The 18,862-nt window shown below is 66.2% G+C and carries 21 protein-coding genes; 11 read left to right on the forward strand and 10 right to left on the reverse strand.

Annotated features, from left to right (window positions below):
• Window positions 1–188 precede the first annotated feature (188 nt).
• Window positions 189–752: a TlpA family protein disulfide reductase gene (locus ACP16H_RS07390; RefSeq protein ID WP_425071625.1), complete on the reverse strand. Its 564-nt coding sequence runs from the start codon at window positions 750–752 to the stop codon at window positions 189–191.
• 21 nt (window positions 753–773) lie between these two features.
• Here ACP16H_RS07390 and argH point away from each other — a divergent pair, with 21 nt between their 5' ends.
• The 6 genes from argH to ACP16H_RS07420 all read left to right on the forward strand — a co-directional run bounded on the left by argH (window position 774) and on the right by ACP16H_RS07420 (window position 7,229).
• Window positions 774–2,162 (forward strand): argininosuccinate lyase, encoded by a 1,389-nt coding sequence (argH, locus tag ACP16H_RS07395; RefSeq protein WP_425071626.1) that lies wholly within the window; start codon window positions 774–776, stop codon window positions 2,160–2,162.
• Window positions 2,162–2,308 carry an argininosuccinate lyase gene (locus tag ACP16H_RS07400; RefSeq protein ID WP_425071627.1) on the forward strand — a complete coding sequence of 49 codons (147 nt, stop codon included), beginning with the start codon at window positions 2,162–2,164 and terminating at the stop codon, window positions 2,306–2,308. The genes argH and ACP16H_RS07400 overlap by 1 nt, the downstream gene beginning before the upstream one ends.
• Complete coding sequence (locus ACP16H_RS07405) at window positions 2,308–2,619, forward strand: DUF2834 domain-containing protein (protein WP_425071628.1); 312 nt, start codon at window positions 2,308–2,310, stop codon at window positions 2,617–2,619. Before ACP16H_RS07400 ends, ACP16H_RS07405 begins: the two co-directional genes overlap by 1 nt.
• A 66-nt stretch (window positions 2,620–2,685) precedes the next feature.
• Window positions 2,686–3,213: a hypothetical protein gene (locus ACP16H_RS07410; protein WP_425071629.1), complete on the forward strand. Its 528-nt coding sequence runs from the start codon at window positions 2,686–2,688 to the stop codon at window positions 3,211–3,213.
• Window positions 3,214–3,332: 119 nt separating this feature from the next.
• On the forward strand, window positions 3,333–4,598 hold the full coding sequence (gene lysA / locus ACP16H_RS07415; RefSeq protein WP_425071630.1) for a diaminopimelate decarboxylase: 1,266 nt from the start codon (window positions 3,333–3,335) through the stop codon (window positions 4,596–4,598).
• A 36-nt stretch (window positions 4,599–4,634) separates the two neighbouring features.
• Window positions 4,635–7,229, forward strand: coding sequence for a TIGR02302 family protein (locus ACP16H_RS07420; RefSeq protein ID WP_425071631.1), 2,595 nt, complete (start codon window positions 4,635–4,637; stop codon window positions 7,227–7,229).
• 160 nt (window positions 7,230–7,389) lie between these two features.
• Here the strand turns inward: ACP16H_RS07420 and arfB are convergent, their stop codons facing one another.
• The 6 genes from arfB to ACP16H_RS07450 form a co-directional block, all read right to left on the reverse strand.
• Complete coding sequence (gene arfB / locus ACP16H_RS07425; RefSeq protein WP_425071632.1) at window positions 7,390–7,809, reverse strand: alternative ribosome rescue aminoacyl-tRNA hydrolase ArfB; 420 nt, start codon at window positions 7,807–7,809, stop codon at window positions 7,390–7,392.
• Window positions 7,810–8,286: 477 nt separating this feature from the next.
• A complete protein-coding gene (locus tag ACP16H_RS07430) occupies window positions 8,287–8,928 on the reverse strand; it encodes a queuosine precursor transporter (protein ID WP_425071633.1) in 642 nt (213 codons plus the stop codon).
• A gap of 93 nt (window positions 8,929–9,021) precedes the next feature.
• The gene (locus tag ACP16H_RS07435) at window positions 9,022–9,900 is read right to left on the reverse strand and encodes an esterase-like activity of phytase family protein (RefSeq protein WP_425071634.1); all 879 of its coding nucleotides are present in this window, start codon (window positions 9,898–9,900) and stop codon (window positions 9,022–9,024) included.
• A gap of 4 nt (window positions 9,901–9,904) precedes the next feature.
• Window positions 9,905–10,822: a penicillin-insensitive murein endopeptidase gene (mepA, locus tag ACP16H_RS07440; RefSeq protein WP_425071635.1), complete on the reverse strand. Its 918-nt coding sequence runs from the start codon at window positions 10,820–10,822 to the stop codon at window positions 9,905–9,907.
• Window positions 10,819–12,180 carry an MFS transporter gene (locus ACP16H_RS07445; protein ID WP_425071636.1) on the reverse strand — a complete coding sequence of 454 codons (1,362 nt, stop codon included), beginning with the start codon at window positions 12,178–12,180 and terminating at the stop codon, window positions 10,819–10,821. Before ACP16H_RS07445 ends, mepA begins: the two co-directional genes overlap by 4 nt.
• A gap of 115 nt (window positions 12,181–12,295) precedes the next feature.
• Window positions 12,296–12,838, reverse strand: a complete 543-nt coding sequence (locus ACP16H_RS07450; RefSeq protein WP_425071637.1) for an acyl-CoA thioesterase — start codon at window positions 12,836–12,838, stop codon at window positions 12,296–12,298.
• A 129-nt stretch (window positions 12,839–12,967) separates the two neighbouring features.
• Between ACP16H_RS07450 and ACP16H_RS07455 the strand changes: the two genes are divergently transcribed.
• On the forward strand, window positions 12,968–13,255 hold the full coding sequence (locus ACP16H_RS07455) for a YggT family protein (RefSeq protein ID WP_425071638.1): 288 nt from the start codon (window positions 12,968–12,970) through the stop codon (window positions 13,253–13,255).
• A gap of 116 nt (window positions 13,256–13,371) precedes the next feature.
• On the opposite strand, the gene ACP16H_RS07460 is transcribed toward ACP16H_RS07455, so the two are convergent.
• On the reverse strand, window positions 13,372–13,878 hold the full coding sequence (locus ACP16H_RS07460) for an SH3 domain-containing protein (protein ID WP_425071639.1): 507 nt from the start codon (window positions 13,876–13,878) through the stop codon (window positions 13,372–13,374).
• A 99-nt stretch (window positions 13,879–13,977) separates the two neighbouring features.
• Between ACP16H_RS07460 and ACP16H_RS07465 the strand changes: the two genes are divergently transcribed.
• From ACP16H_RS07465 to ACP16H_RS07480, 4 genes are all read left to right on the forward strand, one after another.
• Complete coding sequence (locus ACP16H_RS07465; protein ID WP_425071640.1) at window positions 13,978–14,964, forward strand: 2-hydroxyacid dehydrogenase; 987 nt, start codon at window positions 13,978–13,980, stop codon at window positions 14,962–14,964.
• Between the two features lie 8 nt (window positions 14,965–14,972).
• Window positions 14,973–15,317, forward strand: a complete 345-nt coding sequence (locus tag ACP16H_RS07470; protein WP_425071641.1) for a CidA/LrgA family protein — start codon at window positions 14,973–14,975, stop codon at window positions 15,315–15,317.
• On the forward strand, window positions 15,310–16,026 hold the full coding sequence (locus tag ACP16H_RS07475; protein ID WP_425071642.1) for an LrgB family protein: 717 nt from the start codon (window positions 15,310–15,312) through the stop codon (window positions 16,024–16,026). The genes ACP16H_RS07470 and ACP16H_RS07475 overlap by 8 nt, the downstream gene beginning before the upstream one ends.
• A gap of 67 nt (window positions 16,027–16,093) precedes the next feature.
• Window positions 16,094–16,606, forward strand: a complete 513-nt coding sequence (locus tag ACP16H_RS07480) for a PhnA domain-containing protein (protein WP_425071643.1) — start codon at window positions 16,094–16,096, stop codon at window positions 16,604–16,606.
• 119 nt (window positions 16,607–16,725) lie between these two features.
• Here the strand turns inward: ACP16H_RS07480 and ACP16H_RS07485 are convergent, their stop codons facing one another.
• Both ACP16H_RS07485 and ACP16H_RS07490 read right to left on the reverse strand, forming a co-directional pair.
• The gene (locus ACP16H_RS07485) at window positions 16,726–18,282 is read right to left on the reverse strand and encodes a 2-isopropylmalate synthase (RefSeq protein WP_425071644.1); all 1,557 of its coding nucleotides are present in this window, start codon (window positions 18,280–18,282) and stop codon (window positions 16,726–16,728) included.
• A 14-nt stretch (window positions 18,283–18,296) separates the two neighbouring features.
• Window positions 18,297–18,653, reverse strand: coding sequence for a cupin domain-containing protein (locus tag ACP16H_RS07490; protein ID WP_425071645.1), 357 nt, complete (start codon window positions 18,651–18,653; stop codon window positions 18,297–18,299).
• Window positions 18,654–18,862 lie beyond the last annotated feature (209 nt).

The raw sequence follows: 18,862 nt of genomic DNA on the forward strand, positions 1-18,862 counted from the left end.
GTCGGGGCAAGCCCCGACCTACGCAGTCTCTGAGGGAATCGCGCGTAACAGAGATGGCGCAAGGCGCGCCTTGCCCTTCATCTTGACAAAAATACCCTCGGGGGTCGGGGGGCAGAGCCCCCCGTCGCGCATGGCGCGACAAACTCCGGTTGTACGTAGGGGCCAGGCCCCCATTGCCTTGCGTCAGATCAGCTTGCCGGGTCGGCCATGAGAGCCGTCAGCAGCGCCTTGGCATCGGCCCCGGACCAATCCGCGTCGCCGGTCAGGCGCGCGACCTCCTGCCCCTCGGGGTTCAGGATCACGGTCACGGGCAGGCCCAGCACGGCCATTTCGCGGGCCAGCATGGAATTCGGATCGCGGTGCAGGGGCAGGTTGTCGACGCCGATCTCGGCAAAGAAGTCCTGCATCTTGGCGGGCGGGTTGCGCGAGGTGGCGATGGTCACGACCTCGAAGGTGTCGCCGCCCAGCTCGGCCTGCAATTCCGACAGCATCGGCATCTCGTGGCGGCAGGGCGCGCACCAGGTCGCCCAGAAGTTCACCAGAACCCATTTGCCCTGCCAGTCCGACAGGTTCAGCGGCTGCTCGTCGAAGGTCATGAAATCGGCCTTGCCCGCGTCCTTGGGTGCGGGGTGAAAGACCATCTTGCGCATGTCGCCCGCCACCACGGCCTGCGCGGCGGCCACATCGGCGAACCCCGGATTTGCCAGCGCCATCGCACCGGTATAGAGAGCCGCAAGCACAAATCTTTTCATAAGACCTCCGAAAGGCACGTCATGTCGGACAAGACCTCGAACCAGATGTGGGGCGGCCGCTTTGCCGCAGGGCCGGATGCGATCATGGAGGCGATCAACGCCTCGATCGGATTCGACAAGCGGCTCGCGGCGCAGGATGTCGCCGGATCGAGGGCCCATGCCTCCATGTTGGCTGCACAGGGTATCATCAGTTCTAGCGATGCCGAGGCCATTCGGGAAGGTTTGCTCACGGTCTTGTCAGAGATCGACGGCGGGTCGTTCGAATTTTCCACGGCGCTGGAAGACATCCACATGAACGTGGAGGCACGGCTGAAGGAGATCGTCGGCGAACCGGCGGGGCGTCTGCACACGGCGCGGAGCCGCAACGACCAGGTGGCGACGGATTTCCGGCTTTGGGTGCGCGATCAGTTCGACGCCGCCGAAAGCGGGCTGGTGGCGCTGATGAAGGCGCTGCTGGCGCAGGCCGAGGCGGGCGCGGACTGGGTGATGCCGGGCTTTACCCACCTGCAGACCGCGCAGCCGGTGACATGGGGGCATCACATGATGGCCTATGTCGAGATGTTCTCGCGCGATCTGTCCCGCGTGCGCGACGGGCGCAAGCGGATGAACGAATCGCCTCTGGGTGCGGCGGCGCTGGCGGGGACGGGCTTTCCCATCGACCGGCACATGACGGCAGAGGCGCTGGGCTTTGACGCGCCGATGGCCAACAGCCTCGACGCCGTGTCGGCGCGGGATTTCGCGCTGGAGTTCCTGTCGGTGGCGTCGATTTCCGCCATGCACCTCAGCCGCTTTGCCGAGGAACTGGTGATCTGGTCGTCGGCGCAGTTCCGGTTCGTGACCCTTTCGGACCGGTTCTCGACCGGCTCGTCGATCATGCCGCAGAAGAAGAACCCCGACGCCGCAGAGCTGATCCGCGCCAAGATCGGCCGCATCTTTGGCGCCAATGTCGCGCTGATGATGGTGATGAAGGGCCTGCCGCTGGCCTATTCCAAGGACATGCAGGAGGACAAGGAGCAGGTGTTCGACGCCGCTGACAACTGGATGCTGGCCTTGGCGGCGATGGAAGGCATGGTCAAGGACATGACCGGCAACCGCGAGGTGCTGGAGCGCGCGGCGTCTTCGGGCTTCTCGACTGCGACCGATCTGGCCGACTGGCTGGTGCGCGAGACCGGCCTGCCCTTCCGCGAGGCGCATCACGTGACGGGCGCGCTGGTGGCCAAGGCCGAGGCCAAGGGCTGCGACCTGCCGGACCTGTCGCTGGAAGAGATGCAGGCGGTGCATGGCAAGATCGACGCGTCGATCTATGATGTCCTTGGTGTACACAATTCGGTACGCTCGCGTCAAAGCTATGGTGGCACCGCGCCCGAGCAGGTGCGCGCCCAGGTGGACCGCTGGAAAGGACTGCTGTGATGACCCTTCGCGCCATGATGGCCCTCGTGTTCCTGTCGGTGGTCGCTGCCTGCGGCGCGGACGGCGACCCGATCCCGCCAGAGCCAAAGGAGGCACCGGTCGGGCTTTCGGTTCAGGGCACGGTGTCCGTCGGGATCCGGGGCTGATGTTGCGGCACCTCTGGCTGGCGCTGGCCGCCTGGGGGGCGGTGCACCCGATGATCTATTTCGGGCGCTTCCTGTCCGCGAATGGCTGGGATCTGGGGGCGCTGGTGGACTCGTGGTTCGTCAATGACGGGACACGGGGGCTGACCTGGGACCTGACGATTGCGGCGGTGGTGCTGACGCTGTGGATTCTGTCCGAGGTGGCGGTGCGGCGCAACTGGCTGGCGCTTCTGGCCATTCCGGCGACCTTTTGTATCGGTGTCAGTTGCGGGCTGCCCCTCTACCTGTGGTTTCGTGCGCGACCAGTCAGCTAACGCTTGCCTTGTTCCGGTTTGGCGGTAGCCTTCGATTGTTGGAATGTTTCACGATTGGAGGCCGCCATGGTCCGACTGCTTGTCCTGGGATTTGCCCTTTTGATCGGAGCGCTGCCCGTCGCAGCGCAGACGCTGGTCACGGTGACCGGTGCGGTAGAGGCTCCGAACCGTGGGGCCTTCGATCCGGCGGTGGACAAGTTCCTTGGCCACCACGATGTGCGGTTTGACCGGGCTTTTGCGTTTGATGCCGCTGCCCTCGCCGCGCTGCCGCAGGTGACGGTCCAGGCGGATTTCCCGAAAGGGGAGGCGGTGCATGCCTTTGCGGGGCCGCTTCTGGCGGATGTGCTGGCGGTTGCGGGGGCTGACGGGCAGACGGTGAGCGTGCAGGCTCTGGACGGCTACGCGGTCGAGGCGCCCGTGGCGGAGATGGTCGCTCAGGGCGCTGTTCTGGCGACGTCGCGCGACGGGCAGGCGCTGGGGATCGGGGATTTCGGCCCGGTCTGGGTGGTCTTTCCCCGCGCCGAGCGGGCGGACCTGAAGGATATGGATGACGGGCGCTGGGTCTGGTCGGTGTTCCATATCCGGATCGAGTGATCGGGGCGGTTTGGCGGGCCTAGCCCCGGTTCCTTTGGACAACCGATTTCCGATGCTGGGGGCTGGCCCCGCCGCGTCCTTCGCGGTACATCGCGCGAAACCCATAATGGAGCGCGCCGATGGACCACTTCCTGTATCGTGACGGCCAGCTGTTTGCCGAGGATGTTCCCGTCGCCGAGATCGCGGCCCAGGTCGGCACGCCGTTTTACCTGTATTCGCTGAACACGCTCCTGCGGCATTTCACGCTGTTCGACGAGGCGCTGTCCTGGGGGCCGCACCTTGTGTGCTACGCGATGAAGGCGGCCAGCAATCAGGCGATCCTTACGGCGCTGGGCAAGGCGGGCGCAGGCATGGATGTGGTGTCGGGCGGCGAATATGCGCGGGCCAAGGCGGCTGGCGTGCCGGGAGAGCGGATCGTGTTTTCCGGCGTCGGCAAGACCAAGGAAGAGATCCGGCTGGCGCTGGAAGGCGGCATTCGCCAATTCAACGTCGAATCCGAGCCGGAGATGCGGGCGATTTCCGAGGTGGCGCAGTCCATGGGCGTCGAGGTGCCGGTGGCCATTCGCGTGAACCCGGACGTGGACGCCAAGACCCATGCCAAGATCGCCACGGGCAAGTCCGAGAACAAGTTCGGCATTCCCATCGCGCGGGCAAAGGAAGTCTATGCCGAGGCGGCGGCTTTGCCGGGGCTGAAGGTGGTGGGGATCGACGTTCACATCGGGTCTCAGCTGACGCAGCTGGAGCCTTTCGAGCAGGCCTATCGCAAGGTCGCCGAACTGACCGAGGTGCTGCGCGCCGAGGGGCACGAGATCACGCGGCTCGATCTGGGGGGCGGGTTGGGGATCCCCTATGCGCGCTCGAACGAGGCGCCGCCGCTGCCGTCCGATTATGGCCAGCTGATCCAGCGCACCGTGGGGCATCTGGGCTGCGAGATCGAGATCGAGCCGGGGCGGCTGATTGCCGGGAACTCGGGCCTGCTGGTGTCCAAGGTGATCTACCTGAAGAACGGCGAGGGGCGCGATTTCCTGATCCTCGACGCGGCGATGAACGACCTGATCCGCCCGGCGATGTATGACGCGCATCACGAGATCATCCCGGTCATGGAATCCGAGGTGGCGACCGAACTGGCCCCCTATGACATCGTCGGGCCGGTCTGCGAGTCGGGCGATACCTTTGCCAAGGGGCGGCTGATGCCGCCGCTGAAGGCCGGGGATCTTGTGGCCTTCCGGTCGGCGGGTGCCTATGGCGCGGTGATGTCGTCGGAGTACAACACGCGGCCGCTGGTGCCCGAAGTTCTGGCAAAAGAAGTTCAATTCGCCGTCATCCGGGCGCGTCCGACCTATGAGGATATCATAAATCGGGATACCGTTCCTGAATGGTTGTGAGCTATCCTGCGCGCAACCTGATGCAGGAGGCGCGTTTTGGCTCGCAAGGAACCGCGACACACCCCTAATTCCGAGCGTGTCACCGGGTTGATCCGGTGGCCGCTGCGGCTGACCCGTTCCGGTATGGTGGCAGAGGCCGTCACGCGCGCCTTCTGGCCGCTGTGGTCGGTGCTGTTCGTCGTGCTGGCCCTGCTGATGCTGGGCGTGCAGGACGAGGTGGCCGTGGAATGGGTCTGGGGCGTCGGCGCGGTGCTGGCGGGCCTGGGTCTGTGGGCGCTGTGGCGAGGTGTGCGGATGTTCCGCTGGCCGTCCGAGGATGCCGCGCTGGTACGTCTGGATCAGGCGATGAAGGGGCGGCCCATTCAGGCGCTTCTGGACCGGCAGGCGATTGGCGGCGACGATCCTGCCTCGTTGGCGGTCTGGAAGGCGCATCAGGCGCGGATGCAGGCGCGCCTGCGCGACGCCCGCGCGGTGGAACCGGACCTGCGGGTGTCGCGCGCCGATCCCTTTGCCCTGCGTTATGTCGCGGTGCTGGGTCTGGCGGTGGCGCTGCTGTTCGGGTCCTTCGGGCGCGTGCAATCGGTGACCAACATGGGTGTTGGCGGGGGCGGGCTGGCCGAGGGGCCGGCGTGGGAAGGCTGGATGCAGCCGCCCGCCTATACGCGGTTGCCGTCGGTCTACCTGAACGACATCACCGACCCGGAACTCTCCGTGCCGGAGGGCGCGGCGATCACCTTGCGCATGTACGGGCAGGTGGGCGCGCTGACGGTCGAGGAAGATGTCTCGGACCGCGAGGTCACGCCCGAGATGGCCAGCGCCACGGCGCAGGATTTCGAGGTGGCGCGCTCTGGGCGGCTGGCGATCGAGGGGCCCGGCGGGCGTGAATGGCAGGTGGCCATGGTGCCCGACGCGGGGCCGAGCGTGGCGCGCGAGGGCGAGATCGAGACCAGTTACGAGGGCGAGGCGAAGATCCCCTTCCGGGCGCAGGACGACCATGGCGTCGTGACCGGGGTGGCGCGGATCACGCTGGACCTTGGCGCGGTGGACCGTCGCTGGGGGCGGGCGTTGGAGCCGGAGCCTCAGGAAGTGATCGAAGTGCCGCTGCCGATGCCGGTGGCGGGGGACCGGACGGATTTCGTCGAACCTCTGGTGGCGAACTTCTCGCTGCACCCCTGGGCGAACCTGCCGGTTCGAATGGAGCTGGAGGTGCAGGACGCCCGCGGGCAGAGCGCGCTGTCCCAGCCCGAGGAGATCACGCTGCCGGGTCGGCGGTTCTTTGACCCGGTGGCGGCGGCGCTGATCGAGGAGCGGCAGGCGCTGCTGTGGAACCGCGATTACGCGCGCGAGGCGGCGATGATCCTGCGCGCGGTGCTGAACCGCTCGGACGCGCTGTTCCGCAAGCCGGAGCAGGCCGAGACCCTGCGTGGTCTGATGGAGCGGATCGAGGCGGGCGCGCTGGACGGCATGAGCGACGAAGCGCAGGCGGAGATCACGCAGGCGCTGTGGGATCTGGCGCTGGAACTGGAAGAGGGCGATCTGGAGGACGCGCGGCAGCGGATGCAGCGCGCGCAGGAGCGTCTGGAAGAGGCGATGAAGAACGGCGCCTCGGATCAGGAAATCGCCGAACTGATGCAGGAACTGCGCGAGGCGACCCGCGATTACATGCGCCAGCTGGCGCAGGAGCAGGCCAAGCGCGGTGAGCAGGAGGGGCAACCTCAGAACCCGCAGGACATGATCGAGATGTCGCAGGACGACATCCAGCGGATGATGGACCGCATTCAGGAGTTGATGGAAGAGGGCCGGATGGCTGAGGCGCAGGAGGCGATGCGCCAGCTTCAGGAGATGCTGGAGAACATGCAGATGACCCAGGGCCAGGGTCAGGGGCAGTCTCCGGGTGAGCAGGCGATGGAAGGGTTGTCGGAAACGCTGCGCGACCAGCAGGAACTGTCGGACGAGGCGTTCCGCGAGTTGAATCAGGGTCAGCAGGGACAACAGCAGGGCCAGCAACAGCAGCCCGGTGAGGGTCAGCAGCAAGGCCAGCAACAGGGGCAACAGCCGGGCAGCGGGCAGGACGGTCAGCCGGGGCAGGGTCAGCAGGGCCAGAGCCAGAACGGGCAGTCGCTGGCGGACAGTCTGGCGGAACGGCAGCGGTCCTTGCGCGACGAGTTGAACCGCCAGCGGAACAACCTGCCGGGGCAGGGCTCCGAGGCTGGGGAAGAGGCCGGGCGCGCGTTGGAGCGGGCCGAAGGTGCTATGGACGGCGCCGAGCGTGCGCTGCGGGACGGCGCGTTGGGCGAGGCGATCGACCAGCAGTCACAGGCGCTCGAGGCGCTGCGCGAGGGGATGCGGTCCTTGGGCGAGGCCTTGGCGGAGCAACAGCAGCAGCAGGGGCAACAGCGGTCCGGGCAGCAGGGCTTTGCCGAGGGCGGCGACCCGCAGGAGCAGCGTGATCCGCTGGGCCGCAATGCCGGGACCACCGGGCGGACCGGGACGGACGAGGGCCTGTTGCAGGGCGAGGACGTCTATCGCCGCGCCGAGGAACTGCTGGGCGAGTTGCGCAAGCGGTCGGGCGAGACGGAACGCCCGGAAGTGGAGCGTGATTACCTGGAGCGGCTGCTGGAGCGGTTCTGAGGCGACGTGACCCAAAGGTGCGCGGCTGTGCGCCGCGCGCTGTTTGTCTCGTCGTCGGCCTGCGGCCTCCTCCTCGGGGTGCCTCTGGCGGAGGTATTTTCGTCAAGATGAAGCGGGGCGCTGTGGCCTGATTGCCTTTGGGGCGAACAGGCTGGGCGGGTCAATTGCCGGGATCGACCTTGCCGCGCAGCGCCTTGACCTCGCCGCGTTCCTTTTTCGCCTGAAGGCGGCGGCGTTTCGATCCCAGCGTGGGCTTGGTGGCGATGCGGCGCTTGGGCTTTTCGCAGGCTTTGAGGATCAGTTCGGCCAGGCGCTCGCGGGCGATCTCGCGGTTGCGGGCTTGGCTGCGGGTGTCCTGCACCTGGATGACGATGGCGCCGTCGGTGGTCCAGCGGCGACCTGCGAGGCGTTTGAGGCGTGATTTCACCGGGGCAGGGAGGTTTGGGGAGCGCTCTGCCTCGAACCGCAGTTCGACGGCGGTGGAGACCTTGTTGACGTTCTGCCCGCCGGGGCCCGAGGCGCGGATGAACTGTTCGGTCAGTTCCCAGTCCTCGATGGTGATTTGGTCGTTGATGCGCATGGGGCCAAATGTGGTGGCGCGGCGCGCAGAGTAAAGGGCAAACAATGTCTCGAGTTACAGTTGAATTGGCTGTTCGCGGTCTCTCGCTGCGCTCGAATGCGAAAACCAGTTCATTGAAATTCAATTTGAACTCAAGACAATTTAAAAGGGCCGCCTGCGTCAAGCGACCCTTCGAGAATTACGGAGGCGGGGCGGTTAGGCTCTGCCAATCCGGGGGTCATGTGACCCAGGGGCTGCCCTAGGTCGCGTCTCCTCGAACTGTTCCGACACCTCTCTCCAATGCTTCTCTTGACACTGGATCACCTCCTTTCAGCTGTTTCAACGCAAAGCTTTAGCGTGTGCGGGTTGTTGGCCCACTGGCTCGGTACACACGCAAGATGATGGTGGCACGGGATCCCCGAACCACAAAGTATTTTTTGCGTTCTAGCCGAATTTTTGGTTAACGTGCCTGTAGATGCAGCGTTTCGGCGCGGCGGTTCAGGCCGCCTGCGCCGTCCCGAGAGCTTTGGCCACGATCACCCGGAAGGGGATCAGCGCGACCAGTGCGAGGCCCAGTTTCACCATCCAGTCGGCCACGGCGAGCGACACCCAGAGCGGCGCCATGGGGCCTGCGCCCAAGAGCGGCACGGCCTCGTTTGCCCAGGACACGTCGTTGCCCGGCTCGATCGCGGTGAGGGCGGCGGAGAAGGCGATGGTGAAGAAGATCGCGGTGTCGAGCGAGGAGCCGACCAGCGTCGAGGCCAGCGGCGCACGCCACCATGCGCCAGAGCGCAGGCGGTCGAAGATCGCCACGTCCATCAGTTGCGCCGTCAGGAAGGCAAGGCCGGAGCCGAGCGCGATGCGCAGCGTCACCGCCGGATAGGTGTAGCCGTCGCCTTGGAGCATGATCTGGGTGCCGATCAGCGAGCAGATCACGCCGACGATGAAGCCCGCGAAGACCACCTTGCGCGCGGCGGGCGCGCCGTAGATGCGGTTCATCAGGTCGGTGACGAGGAAGGCGAAGGGATAGGTGAAGGCACCCCAGGTCAGCCAGTTGCCGAAGAGGAACTGGACCAGGATGTTGGAGGCCAGCACGATGGCGGCCATGGCAAGGATGCCGGGAATGTACGTGCGGTTCATGATGGACCCGTTTTTGACAAGGTTGCGGGGACTTGGCGCGGCAGGATGCCGGACGGGCGGTCCTTAACGACATGGGGTGAGTCGTGCAAGGGGTCAGGGGGACAGTCGGAATTCGACGACTTGCGTCGATTGCAGCGCGTTGAAGTTGTCGTCCGAGATCAGCGTCAGGCGGATCGCGCCCGTGTCGTCGCGCCAGACGGCGAGGCCTTCGAGGTTGTCTAACTGGCCGGGGCGGGTGTGGACGAGGGTGTCCTCGGAGAGGATCGCGGAGTCCGACAGGGTGAAGGCGCGGATGCGGCTGGAGAAGGCGAAGCCGTTGAAGGCGCGTTCCAACAGGTAGAGCCTTCCGTCCGGGCCGAAATCCGCGCCCACGGGAAGGAAGCCGCCGCGGCGGGGGATTGCGAAGGGCTGGGTCCATGTGCCGTCGAAGCGCCAGACGGGAAAGGCGCGGGTCAGCTGGCCGGAGCGTTCGGGGAGGGTGTAGAGGCGGCCCCGGGCGTCGATGGCCAGCGCCTCGGGGCCGGTGTTGGGGTGCGGGGCGCTGAAGCCGGTGATCGGCGGCAGCGGGCGGGCGGGGCCGTCGTCTGCGTAGGCCCAGACGCGGTGTTCCCCTTCGAAGGAGACGTAGGTCGTGCCGTCGGGCGCTATGGCGAGGCCCTCGGAATCGGAGAGTTCGAGCGACAGGGGTCTGTCGTCGGGGTCGTGCAGGCCGCGCGGGGGTGTGGGCGTGATGGCGGTGATGCGGGAGCCGTCGCGCTGGATGGTGGCCGACAGGATCATGGCGCGGTCGGAGATGACCGTCAGGCGGCTGCCGTCATCCGAGACTTCGAGGCCGGAGAAGCCGCCTGCGTCGTGGACCCGGACCGGCCAGGTAAAGGTGCCGAGGTATTCGGGTTCGGCGCGCAGGGTCGTGGGCAGGCACAGGAAAAGGCAGAGCGCGGCCAGAGGGCCGCGCGCTTTGAGCTGTGTCATGGAGTTACTGGGCGGCGAGAACGTCGGCGCATTGGCCGGGGAGGTCGCCCATGGTCAGCTCGCGCCGGGGCGGGGCGGGCTTGGCATTCGGGTCCGGCGGCGGCGGATTGAGGATGTTCTTCACCCACTGTTCGGCGTCGGCGCAGCCGTCCCCGGCAGGCGGTGCCGCCTGGTTGACGCAGCCCGCCGCGCCCTTGGGGCAGTTCAGGCGGACGTGGAAGTGGTAGTGGTGGCCCCACCACGGACGGACCTTGCGCAGCCAGGCGCGGTCGCCTTTCTCGTCCTTGCACATCTGCACCTTGGCGCCCGGAAAGACAAAGATGCGCGCGGTGCGCGGATCCTGCGCGGCGGCCTTGATAATCTCGTGGTGCTGCCGGGTCCATTTGTCGTTGGTATAGGCACCCGACGAACGGCGCATGGAAATGGACGAGATGTTCTCGCGCGCCTTGGCGGAGAGGGTCAGGTCGTTGGCAGGCAGCATCCAGATGTCGGCGTCGAGGCCGATCTGGTGGCTGGCGTGGCCGGTCAGCATGGGGCCGCCGCGCGGCTGGCTCATGTCGCCGACGTAGATGCCTTTCCAGCCGGGTTGCTGCGCGGCTTTGCGGCTGAGATCCTGCACGAAGTCCACCAGTTCCGGGTGGCCCCAGTTGCGGTTGCGCGACAGGCGCATGGCCTGCCATGTCGGGCCGGTCTCGGGCAGTTCCGCGCCGCCTGCGAGGCAGCCCTTGGAATAGGAGCCATAGGGCGCGGAGGCCTGCGCGGAGGCGCTGGATTTGGAGCCGAACAGCTGCTTGGCCTGTTTCGAGGACAGCACCGGGTCGATGGGTTTCGCCACTTCCATCCGCTCGCCCGAGATGTCGCGGGGGGCGGGGGAACAGGCCGCGAGGGCCATGAGGGCAATCAGGAATGTCTTGCGGATCATTGGGTCATATCCCCTTCGGGTCGCACCCAGCGTAGCAGGAAGAGGCCGAGGAGGAAAAGGAAGATCACGGGGAGAAAGCCCAATTGGTTCGATTGGGTCCACAATGTGAAGAGGGTGATGAGCGCTGGGGCAAGGAAGGCGGTGGCCTTGCCGGTGAGGGCGAAGAGGCCGAAGGCTTCGGCGGGGCGCTCGGGGTCGGTGTGGCGCACCATGAGCGAGCGCGAAGCGGAGTAAAGCGCGCCGCCCGCACCGCCCATGATCGCGCCGCAGATGAAGAAGGTGACGTCGGGGATCAGGCTGCCGGGGGGCAGCGGGATCATGAAAAGGTGGTCTCGTGACATGCCGACGACCACGGTGGAGACGATGATGAGCGCCCAGATGCTGGCGAGGATCACAGGTTTCGGGCCAAGGCGTTCATCGGCGATGCCGCCGATCCAGCTGATGACGGCGGCAGCGATGGCGGCGATGATGCCGAAGACGCCGATCTGGATGATGGTCCAGTCGAGCACCAGTTTCGCGTAGATGCCGCCGTAGCTGTAAAGCGCGGTCAGCGCGTCGCGGTAGAACATGCTGCCCACGAGGAAGTTCAGGCAGGAGCGGCGTTTCCGGATGGCCGTCACCGAGGCGCGCAGGTCGCGCAGCATCGAGCCGATGGTGGCGCTGTGCGGTGTGCGGTCCTCGCGGATGGTGAGGAAGTAGGGGATCGTAAAGAGCGCGAACCAGATGGCGATGAAGGGTCCGACAGAGCGGGTGCCTTCGCGTGCCTCGGGGTCGAGGCCAAAGAGCGGCGAGAGGCCGATGAGGGTCTTGCCGCTGTCGTTTTCCGCCAGAAAGAGCAGCATGATGAAGAGCGACAGCACCCCGCCCCAATAGCCAAAGGCGGTGGCCATGCCGGAGATGCGGCCGATCTCTGCGCGAGAGCCGAGGGAGGGCAGCAGCGCGTTGTTCAGGTTGAAGGCGGATTCGGAGAAGACGAAGCCCGCCCAGAAGGCCACGAGAGCCACCATCAGGCCGGTGCCGTCGGGCTTCAGCCCCCAGAGGGCGAAGGCGCAGACAATGGCGAGGGCGGTGAAGACGCGGATCCAGGGGAGTTTTCGCCCGGTGGAGTCGGCCCAAGCGCCGAGGAAGGGCGCGGAAAAGGCGATGACGAGGCCCGCGACGGTCTGGGCCGAGGACCACAGCCCCTGGGCGCTGGCGCGGGCGGCCTGATCGGCCTGACCGTGCGCCAGGAACCATTCGGCGGCGACGGCGGCGAAATAGGGGGCGAAGATGAAGGTGAGGCCAAGCGTGGCGTAGGGCTGCTGTGCCCAGTCGTAGAAGGCCCAGCCCCAGATGCGTTTGCGGTGTGTCGTGGTCATGTCGTCCCCCCTGCGGGCAGGTTAGAGCCTGTGCGGGAGGGGCTGGCAAGATGGAACCGGGGGAGTCGGGGTGGAACCCCGACCTACGCGTGACCGGAGGTTGTGCGTAACCGGCTCAGGTTTCGCGGTGGGGCGGCCAGGGGCGTGCGGCTTCGGCCTCGATCCATTTCGTGACCCAGTCTGGGAGGGTGGGTGCCGTAGTCATGTCGACGCCCATGGCGGCGGCGAGGCGGTCGGTCGTCACGATGCCGTTGCGGTCGGTGATGGCGGTGCGCAGCACGATCTGGCTGGAGCATTCTCCGTCCTCCTTCCACATGCTTTGTTCGATGTAGGTGAAACGATGGTCCCAGCCGATGGCGCGGGTTTGTACCTCGACCTTGTCGAAGCCGCGCACGCGGCGGCGGTAGCGTACCACGGAGCCTGCGACGGTGAGGCCCCATTTCTCGCGCTTGAGCACGTCCAGAAGACCCATGCGTTCCGCCATGGGAATGCGGCCCAGGTCATAGAGCGTCAGGGTGCGGCCGTTGTTCAATTCGTTCCACATGTCGAGGTCCCAGGGCATGCAGCGGTGGTGCGAGACATGGGTGTCGAAGATGCCCATGCGCGGCATCCGGCGGGCGGCGCGCATGTCCTTGAAGAGGCGGAAGAAGGGATACATGGCAGGACTCCTTTGACCCCGGGACATGCTGCGCTGCGGCAGCAACGTCAACCAAGACCTCGCGGCACTCTTGTTCTGCGGGCGTCGGGCGCTTAGGTGGTACGCAACCGAAATATGAAGAGGCCTGCGATGATTTCGCTTTTCCAGATTCTGCTGATGATCATCGGCATCGTGAAGTTCATCGTGATCGCGCATGTCATCATGAGCTGGCTCATCAACTTTCAGATCCTGAACCTGCGCCAGCCGCTGGTGGCCTCGATCTGGGACGGGCTGAACCGGCTGCTGGAGCCGATCTACAGCAAGCTGCGGTCGTTCCTGCCGCCCATGGGGGGGCTGGACCTTGCGCCGCTGCTTTTCTTCGTCGCGCTGATCGCGGTGGAGATCATCCTGCGCAACAACGTGGCGATGTTCTACTGATCTTGGTGCGAGAGGGGGCGCTGCCCCCGTCTGCCGCTGGCAGACTCCCCCGAGGGTATTTGGAAAACCAAAGAAGCAGGGGCGTCCGGTTCGTTTGGCCGGGCGCTTTTTCGTGTTCAGTCGCGGATTTCGTCCGGGGCGACGCCCCAGAGGGCGGCTTTCGGGGCCCAGCCCTTGTATCCGCCCGTGGTGAGTTGGCACCAGTCGACGCCGCATTCGCCGAGGCGCGCGATCACGCCCAGTTCGAGGCGGGCGTTGACCTGTGAATCGCGCGAGGGGCGGGCGTAGAGGGAGAGCATGTCCTCTTCGACGATGACGGTGCGCACACCGGAGAGCAGGGAGTAATGCACCCAGCCGCCAGCGCCGTCGCGATCGCGCACGCGGCGCCAGTGGCCATATTCGGCGGTGACTTCGAGCGGCATGTCGCGGCGGGTGTAGACCCAGTCGATGCGGTGGCTGAGCGAGGGGCCGCGGCGCACGTTGCCCTCGGCCGCCTTCATCGAGACGTAGCGCGGGATGGGGAGGTTGGTCACGGAGCCGCGTTCCGCCGCCAATGCCGAGATTGGGGCCGAGGTTGCCGCCAGGATCAGCGCAATGCACGCTGTCGCGAGGTGTCTGAACATGTCCGCCTGCTCTTTTTGTTCGGCGGGTTCTTGTGCCCCGTCCGGTCCTGACGCAGGTTAGCCGTAACGCGCCCATCGGAGAAGCACGGGAGAGCCTCCATGCCATCAAAACGTCTGAGTGTTGTCCTGACGCGACGCTTGCCCGAAGTTGTCGAGACGCGTCTGTCGGAACTGTTCGACGTCAGGTTGCGTCTGGAAGATACGCCCATGACCCGCGAGGAACTGGTGGCGGCGGTGCAGGACTGCGACGTTCTGGTGCCCGCGATCACCGACAGGATCGACGCGGGCCTGATCGGGCAGGCGGGCGAGCGGCTGAAGCTGATCGCCAACTACGGCGCGGGGTTCGATCACATCGACGTGGCGACGGCGCGGTCGCGGGGCATCCTTGTGTCGAACACGCCGGGGGTGGTGACGGATGACACCGCCGACATGGTGATGGCGCTGATGCTGGCGGTGACGCGGCGGCTGCCGGACGGGCTGGCGGTGATGCAGGACGGGTCCTGGCAGGGCTGGGCGCCGACGGCGTTCCTGGGCGGTCGACTGGGCGGCAAGCGGCTGGGCATCCTTGGCATGGGGCGTATCGGGCAGGCGGTCGCGAAGCGCGCGGCGGCCTTTGGGATGCAGGTGCATTACCACAATCGGCGGCGGCTGCGGCCCGAGGTCGAAGGGGCGCTGGACGCGACCTGGTGGGAGAGCCTCGACCAGATGCTGGCGCGCATGGATGTTGTCAGCGTGAACTGTCCCTCGACGCCCTCGACCTTTCACCTGCTGAACGCGCGGCGGTTGCAGTTGATGAAGCCGGATGCGGTGATCGTGAACACTTCGCGCGGGGAGGTGATCGACGAGAACGCGCTGGTGCGGCTCTTGAAGGCCGGGCAGCTGGGCGGCGCGGGGCTGGACGTCTACGAGCAGGGCTCGCACGGGAACGCCGATCTGCGGGCCATGTCGAACGTGGTGATGACGCCTCAGATGGGGTCGGCCACGCGTGAGGGGCGTGTCGAGATGGGCGAGAAGGTCATCATCAACATCAAGACCTTTGCCGACGGGCATCGTCCGCCGGACCAGGTCGTGCCGTCGATGCTGTGATCCGGGTCGTGCTGATCCTGCTGGCGTTCCAGCTGGCAGGAGAGACCGTGTCGCGTGGGTTGTCGCTGGCGGTGCCCGGCCCGGTGCTGGGGCTGGCGGGGTTGTTTACAGCCTTCCTGATCGTGCCGCGACTGGCGGGCTACATGCAGGAGACCGTGCAGGGACTGTTGGCGCATCTGTCGCTGTTGTTCGTGCCTGCCGGGGTGGGCGTGGTGGCGCATCTCGACGTGATCGCGGCGCATGGGATCGGGCTGATCGTTGCGCTGGTGGGGTCCACCGTGCTGGCGATCCTTGCCGGGGTCGGAGCCTTCGTGCTGGTGGCACGGCTGACCGGAGGGCTGGAGGATGGATGAGGCGCTGGCGCTCTGGTCCTACCTCGCGCGGGAGCCGCTGCTTTGGCTGACGCTGACACTGGCGGCCTATACCGCCGCCGAGGGGGTGTCGGCGCTGTTGAACCGGCATCCGCTGGCGAACCCGGTGTTGATCGCGGTGATCCTTCTGGCGCTGGTGCTGCGTGGGACGGGCACGCGTTACGACACGTATTTTCAGGGCGCGCAGTTCGTGCATTTCATGCTTGGCCCGGCGACGGTGGGGCTGGCGCTGCCGCTGTACCTGAACCTCGGGCGGGTGCGGCGGGCCGCGCTGCCGATGCTGGCGGCGCTGCTGGCCGGGTCACTGGTGGCGATGCTGTCGGCACTGGGGCTGGCTTGGGCCATGGGGTTGCGGGGCGCGGTGCTGCTGTCGCTGGCGCCGAAATCGGCCACTGCCCCGGTGGCGCTGGGCGTGTCCGAGGCGGTGGGCGGCATCCCGACGCTGACCGCCGCGCTGGTGATCCTGACGGGGATCATCGGGGCGGTGGTGTCGACGCCCATGCTGAACGCTTTGGGCGTGAAGGACTGGCGGGCGCGCGGATTTGCCGTTGGCGTCGCGGCGCATGGAATCGGGACGGCGCATGCCTTTCGCATCCACCCGACGGCGGGGGCGTTTTCCGGCATCGGTATGGGGTTGAACGCGATCCTGACGGCGGTGCTGGCGCCGCTGGTGGTGGGGCTGCTGTTCTGAGGGCGGATTGGCGCATGGACTTTTGCCCGCGCAGGGGCCATTGCCCGGTCAACCAAGGAGATTTCCAATGACCCAATGTGCGCTTTGCAAGGCCGAGCCGACCAGCCCCTATACCGTGACCCCCAAGGATGACGAGATCGCGCTGTGCGAGACCTGCCTTGCGGGGGTGCAGGGTGGTCCCGAGGATGGCCCGCACTGGCAGTGCCTGAACGAGGCGATCTGGTCGACCGAACCCGCCGAGCAGGTGGTGGCCTGGCGGCTGCTGAACGCGCTGGACGCGGCCTGGGCGAATGACCTGCTGGAGATGGCCTATCTGGAGCGGGAGGTCATGGAGTGGGCGCAGGCCGGTGCGCCGTCGGGCGATGCGATCGTGCATCGCGACGTGAACGGCACGGTGTTGCAGAACGGCGATACGGTCACGCTGATCAAGGCGCTGCCGGTGAAGGGCGCGGGATTTACCGCGAAACAGGGGACGGCGGTGCGGAAGATTTCGCTGGAGCCGGACAATGCCGAGCACATTTCGGGCCGGGTCGAGGGTCAGCGGATCGTGATCCTGACGAAGTTCGTGAAGAAGAGCTGAAGAGGGGGCGCTGCCCCCGCGCCTGCGGCGCTCCCCCGGAGATATTTGGACCAAGAAGAAGCAGGGGCGCGGCGCCCGGAACAGGAACGCCCGGGCGGATGAGGCCCGGGCGTTTTCGTTCAGTGCTGCTTGTAGCTGATCTCGCGCTTGTCGGCGCCGGGGCCGACCTTGGCGCGGCGGACGAGGAGGCGGTTGAGAGCCTGGATATAGGCCAGCGCGGAGGCCACGACGGTGTCGGTATGGGCCGACTGGCCGGTGGCGATCATGCCGTCCTCTTCGAGCCGGACGGAGACGGTGGCCTGTGCGTCGGTGCCTTCGGTCACGGCGTTCACCTGGTAGAGTTGCAGCCGCGCCTTGTTGGGGTGGAGGACGCGGATCGCCTTGAAGGTGGCATCGACGGGGCCGTCGCCTTCGGAGGTGGCCTGCTGGTCCTTGCCGTCGATTTCAAGCTCGATCTCGGCCTCGGCGGGGACTGTGCCGCAGGTGACGCGGAGGTTCACCAGCTGGATCGCGTCCGCACCTTCGGTGGTGGCGGAGACCAGCGCGAGGATGTCGTCGTCGAAGACCTCCTTCTTGCGGTCGGCGAGGTCCTTGAAGCGGACGAAGATGTCCTTGAGCTGGTTGTCGCCCACCTCGGTGCCGAGGTCCTTGAGCTTGGCGCGCAGGGCGGCGCGGCCGGAGTGTTTGCCGAGCGGCAGGGAGGTCCCGGCGAGGCCCACGTCCTCCGGGCGCATGATCTCGAAGGTTTCCTTGTTCTTCAGCATGCCGTCCTGGTGGATACCGGATTCATGGGCAAAGGCGTTCTTGCCCACGATGGCCTTGTTCGGCTGCACCTGGAAGCCAGACACCGTGGCGACGCGGCGCGAGATATGCATGATCTTCTTCGTGTCGATGCCGGTGTCGAAAGGCATGATGTCGTGGCGGACCTTCATGGCCATCACGACCTCTTCCAAGGCGGTGTTGCCTGCGCGTTCGCCGAGCCCGTTGATGGTGCATTCGATCTGGCGCGCGCCGGCCTCGACTGCCGCGAGAGAGTTCGCCGTCGCCATGCCGAGGTCGTTGTGGCAATGGGTGGCAAAGACCACATCGTCGGCGCCGGGCACGGTCTCGATCAGGCGGCGGATGAGGTCGGCGCTTTCGCGCGGCGCGGTGTAGCCGACGGTGTCGGGGATGTTGATGGTCGTTGCCCCGGCCTTGATCGCGATCTCGATCACGCGGCAGAGGTAATCCCATTCGGTGCGCGTCGCGTCCATGGGCGACCACTGGACATTGTCGCAGATGTTGCGCGCATGGGTCACCGTCTGGTGGATGCGGTCGGCCATCTCGTCCATGGTGAGGTTCGGAATGGCGCGGTGCAGTGGCGAGGTGCCGATGAAGGTGTGGATGCGCGGCTGCGCGGCGTGTTTCACCGCCTCCATGCAGCGGTCGATGTCGGGCAGTTGCGCGCGGGCAAGGCCGCAGATCACGGCGTTCTTCGATCGCTTGGCGATCTCGGAGACGGCGGCGAAATCGCCCTCGGAGGCGATGGGGAAGCCCGCTTCGATGATGTCGACCCCCATGTCGTCGAGCAGCTCGGCGATCTCGAGCTTTTCATCATGGGTCATGGTCGCGCCGGGCGACTGTTCGCCGTCACGGAGCGTGGTGTCGAAGATGAGGACGCGGTTGGAATCGGTCATTGTCTTGGTCCGTTTCAGATTTGCGGTTTGGTGGCCGGGGTCATGTCGGCATCACCGGAATTTGGTTCACCTTTCGGCTCGATCAGCAGCACCTTTACCTCCACGTCAGCGCGGGGGCGATGCACCTGTCCGGCGGGCACGATTACGATCTCGCCCGCCTTTACGGTCACCGGGTCGCGATCCTCGTACTCCATCACCATCTCGCCTTCCAGAACGAGAAAGAAGTCGTCGGTCGTGTCGTGCTTGTGAAAGGGAAACGCGCCCTGAAATTTCACCACCATGATGTCGTTGTCATTGTACGACGCGACGACATGCGGGTCCCAGTGCGTTGAGAACATGGCCAGTTTCTGGGCCAGATTGATCGGTGTCATGTATGTGTCCTGACTGCTGTTGGAATGGCTCGGCGCGTCACATGTCTCCTCTGAGCAGGCGCGCCGACAGGTGCACGCTCAGAGGCGTGCTAGCAGCAGGTCGTGGCCACGCACGAAAGGCGCCGGAAGACGCGGAGCATTCGTGATATGGGCCAAGGTCATCATGGGCCGCACTATACGCCTGCAATTGTAAATGAAAACCCATGAAA

The sequence above is a fragment of the Sagittula sp. S175 genome (assembly GCF_049800975.1).
In the GTDB taxonomy this organism is placed as follows: Bacteria; Pseudomonadota; Alphaproteobacteria; order Rhodobacterales; family Rhodobacteraceae; genus Sagittula.

Excerpts from the sequence above, each read along its gene's own strand:
- ACP16H_RS07430 (WP_425071633.1), bottom strand. The coding sequence starts at position 8,928 with ATGAACCGCACGTACATTCCCGGCATCCTTGCCATGGCCGCCATCGTG.
- ACP16H_RS07390 (WP_425071625.1), bottom strand. The coding sequence starts at position 752 with ATGAAAAGATTTGTGCTTGCGGCTCTCTATACCGGTGCGATGGCGCTG.
- ACP16H_RS07435 (WP_425071634.1), bottom strand. The coding sequence starts at position 9,900 with ATGACACAGCTCAAAGCGCGCGGCCCTCTGGCCGCGCTCTGCCTTTTC.
- mepA (WP_425071635.1), bottom strand. The coding sequence starts at position 10,822 with ATGATCCGCAAGACATTCCTGATTGCCCTCATGGCCCTCGCGGCCTGT.
- lysA (WP_425071630.1), top strand. The coding sequence starts at position 3,333 with ATGGACCACTTCCTGTATCGTGACGGCCAGCTGTTTGCCGAGGATGTT.
- ACP16H_RS07400 (WP_425071627.1), top strand. The coding sequence starts at position 2,162 with ATGACCCTTCGCGCCATGATGGCCCTCGTGTTCCTGTCGGTGGTCGCT.
- argH (WP_425071626.1), top strand. The coding sequence starts at position 774 with ATGTCGGACAAGACCTCGAACCAGATGTGGGGCGGCCGCTTTGCCGCA.
- ACP16H_RS07475 (WP_425071642.1), top strand. The coding sequence starts at position 15,310 with ATGGATGAGGCGCTGGCGCTCTGGTCCTACCTCGCGCGGGAGCCGCTG.
- ACP16H_RS07455 (WP_425071638.1), top strand. The coding sequence starts at position 12,968 with ATGATTTCGCTTTTCCAGATTCTGCTGATGATCATCGGCATCGTGAAG.
- ACP16H_RS07485 (WP_425071644.1), bottom strand. The coding sequence starts at position 18,282 with ATGACCGATTCCAACCGCGTCCTCATCTTCGACACCACGCTCCGTGAC.
- ACP16H_RS07405 (WP_425071628.1), top strand. The coding sequence starts at position 2,308 with ATGTTGCGGCACCTCTGGCTGGCGCTGGCCGCCTGGGGGGCGGTGCAC.
- ACP16H_RS07445 (WP_425071636.1), bottom strand. The coding sequence starts at position 12,180 with ATGACCACGACACACCGCAAACGCATCTGGGGCTGGGCCTTCTACGAC.
- ACP16H_RS07450 (WP_425071637.1), bottom strand. The coding sequence starts at position 12,838 with ATGTATCCCTTCTTCCGCCTCTTCAAGGACATGCGCGCCGCCCGCCGG.
- ACP16H_RS07460 (WP_425071639.1), bottom strand. The coding sequence starts at position 13,878 with ATGTTCAGACACCTCGCGACAGCGTGCATTGCGCTGATCCTGGCGGCA.
- arfB (WP_425071632.1), bottom strand. The coding sequence starts at position 7,809 with ATGCGCATCAACGACCAAATCACCATCGAGGACTGGGAACTGACCGAA.
- ACP16H_RS07490 (WP_425071645.1), bottom strand. The coding sequence starts at position 18,653 with ATGACACCGATCAATCTGGCCCAGAAACTGGCCATGTTCTCAACGCAC.
- ACP16H_RS07465 (WP_425071640.1), top strand. The coding sequence starts at position 13,978 with ATGCCATCAAAACGTCTGAGTGTTGTCCTGACGCGACGCTTGCCCGAA.
- ACP16H_RS07480 (WP_425071643.1), top strand. The coding sequence starts at position 16,094 with ATGACCCAATGTGCGCTTTGCAAGGCCGAGCCGACCAGCCCCTATACC.
- ACP16H_RS07410 (WP_425071629.1), top strand. The coding sequence starts at position 2,686 with ATGGTCCGACTGCTTGTCCTGGGATTTGCCCTTTTGATCGGAGCGCTG.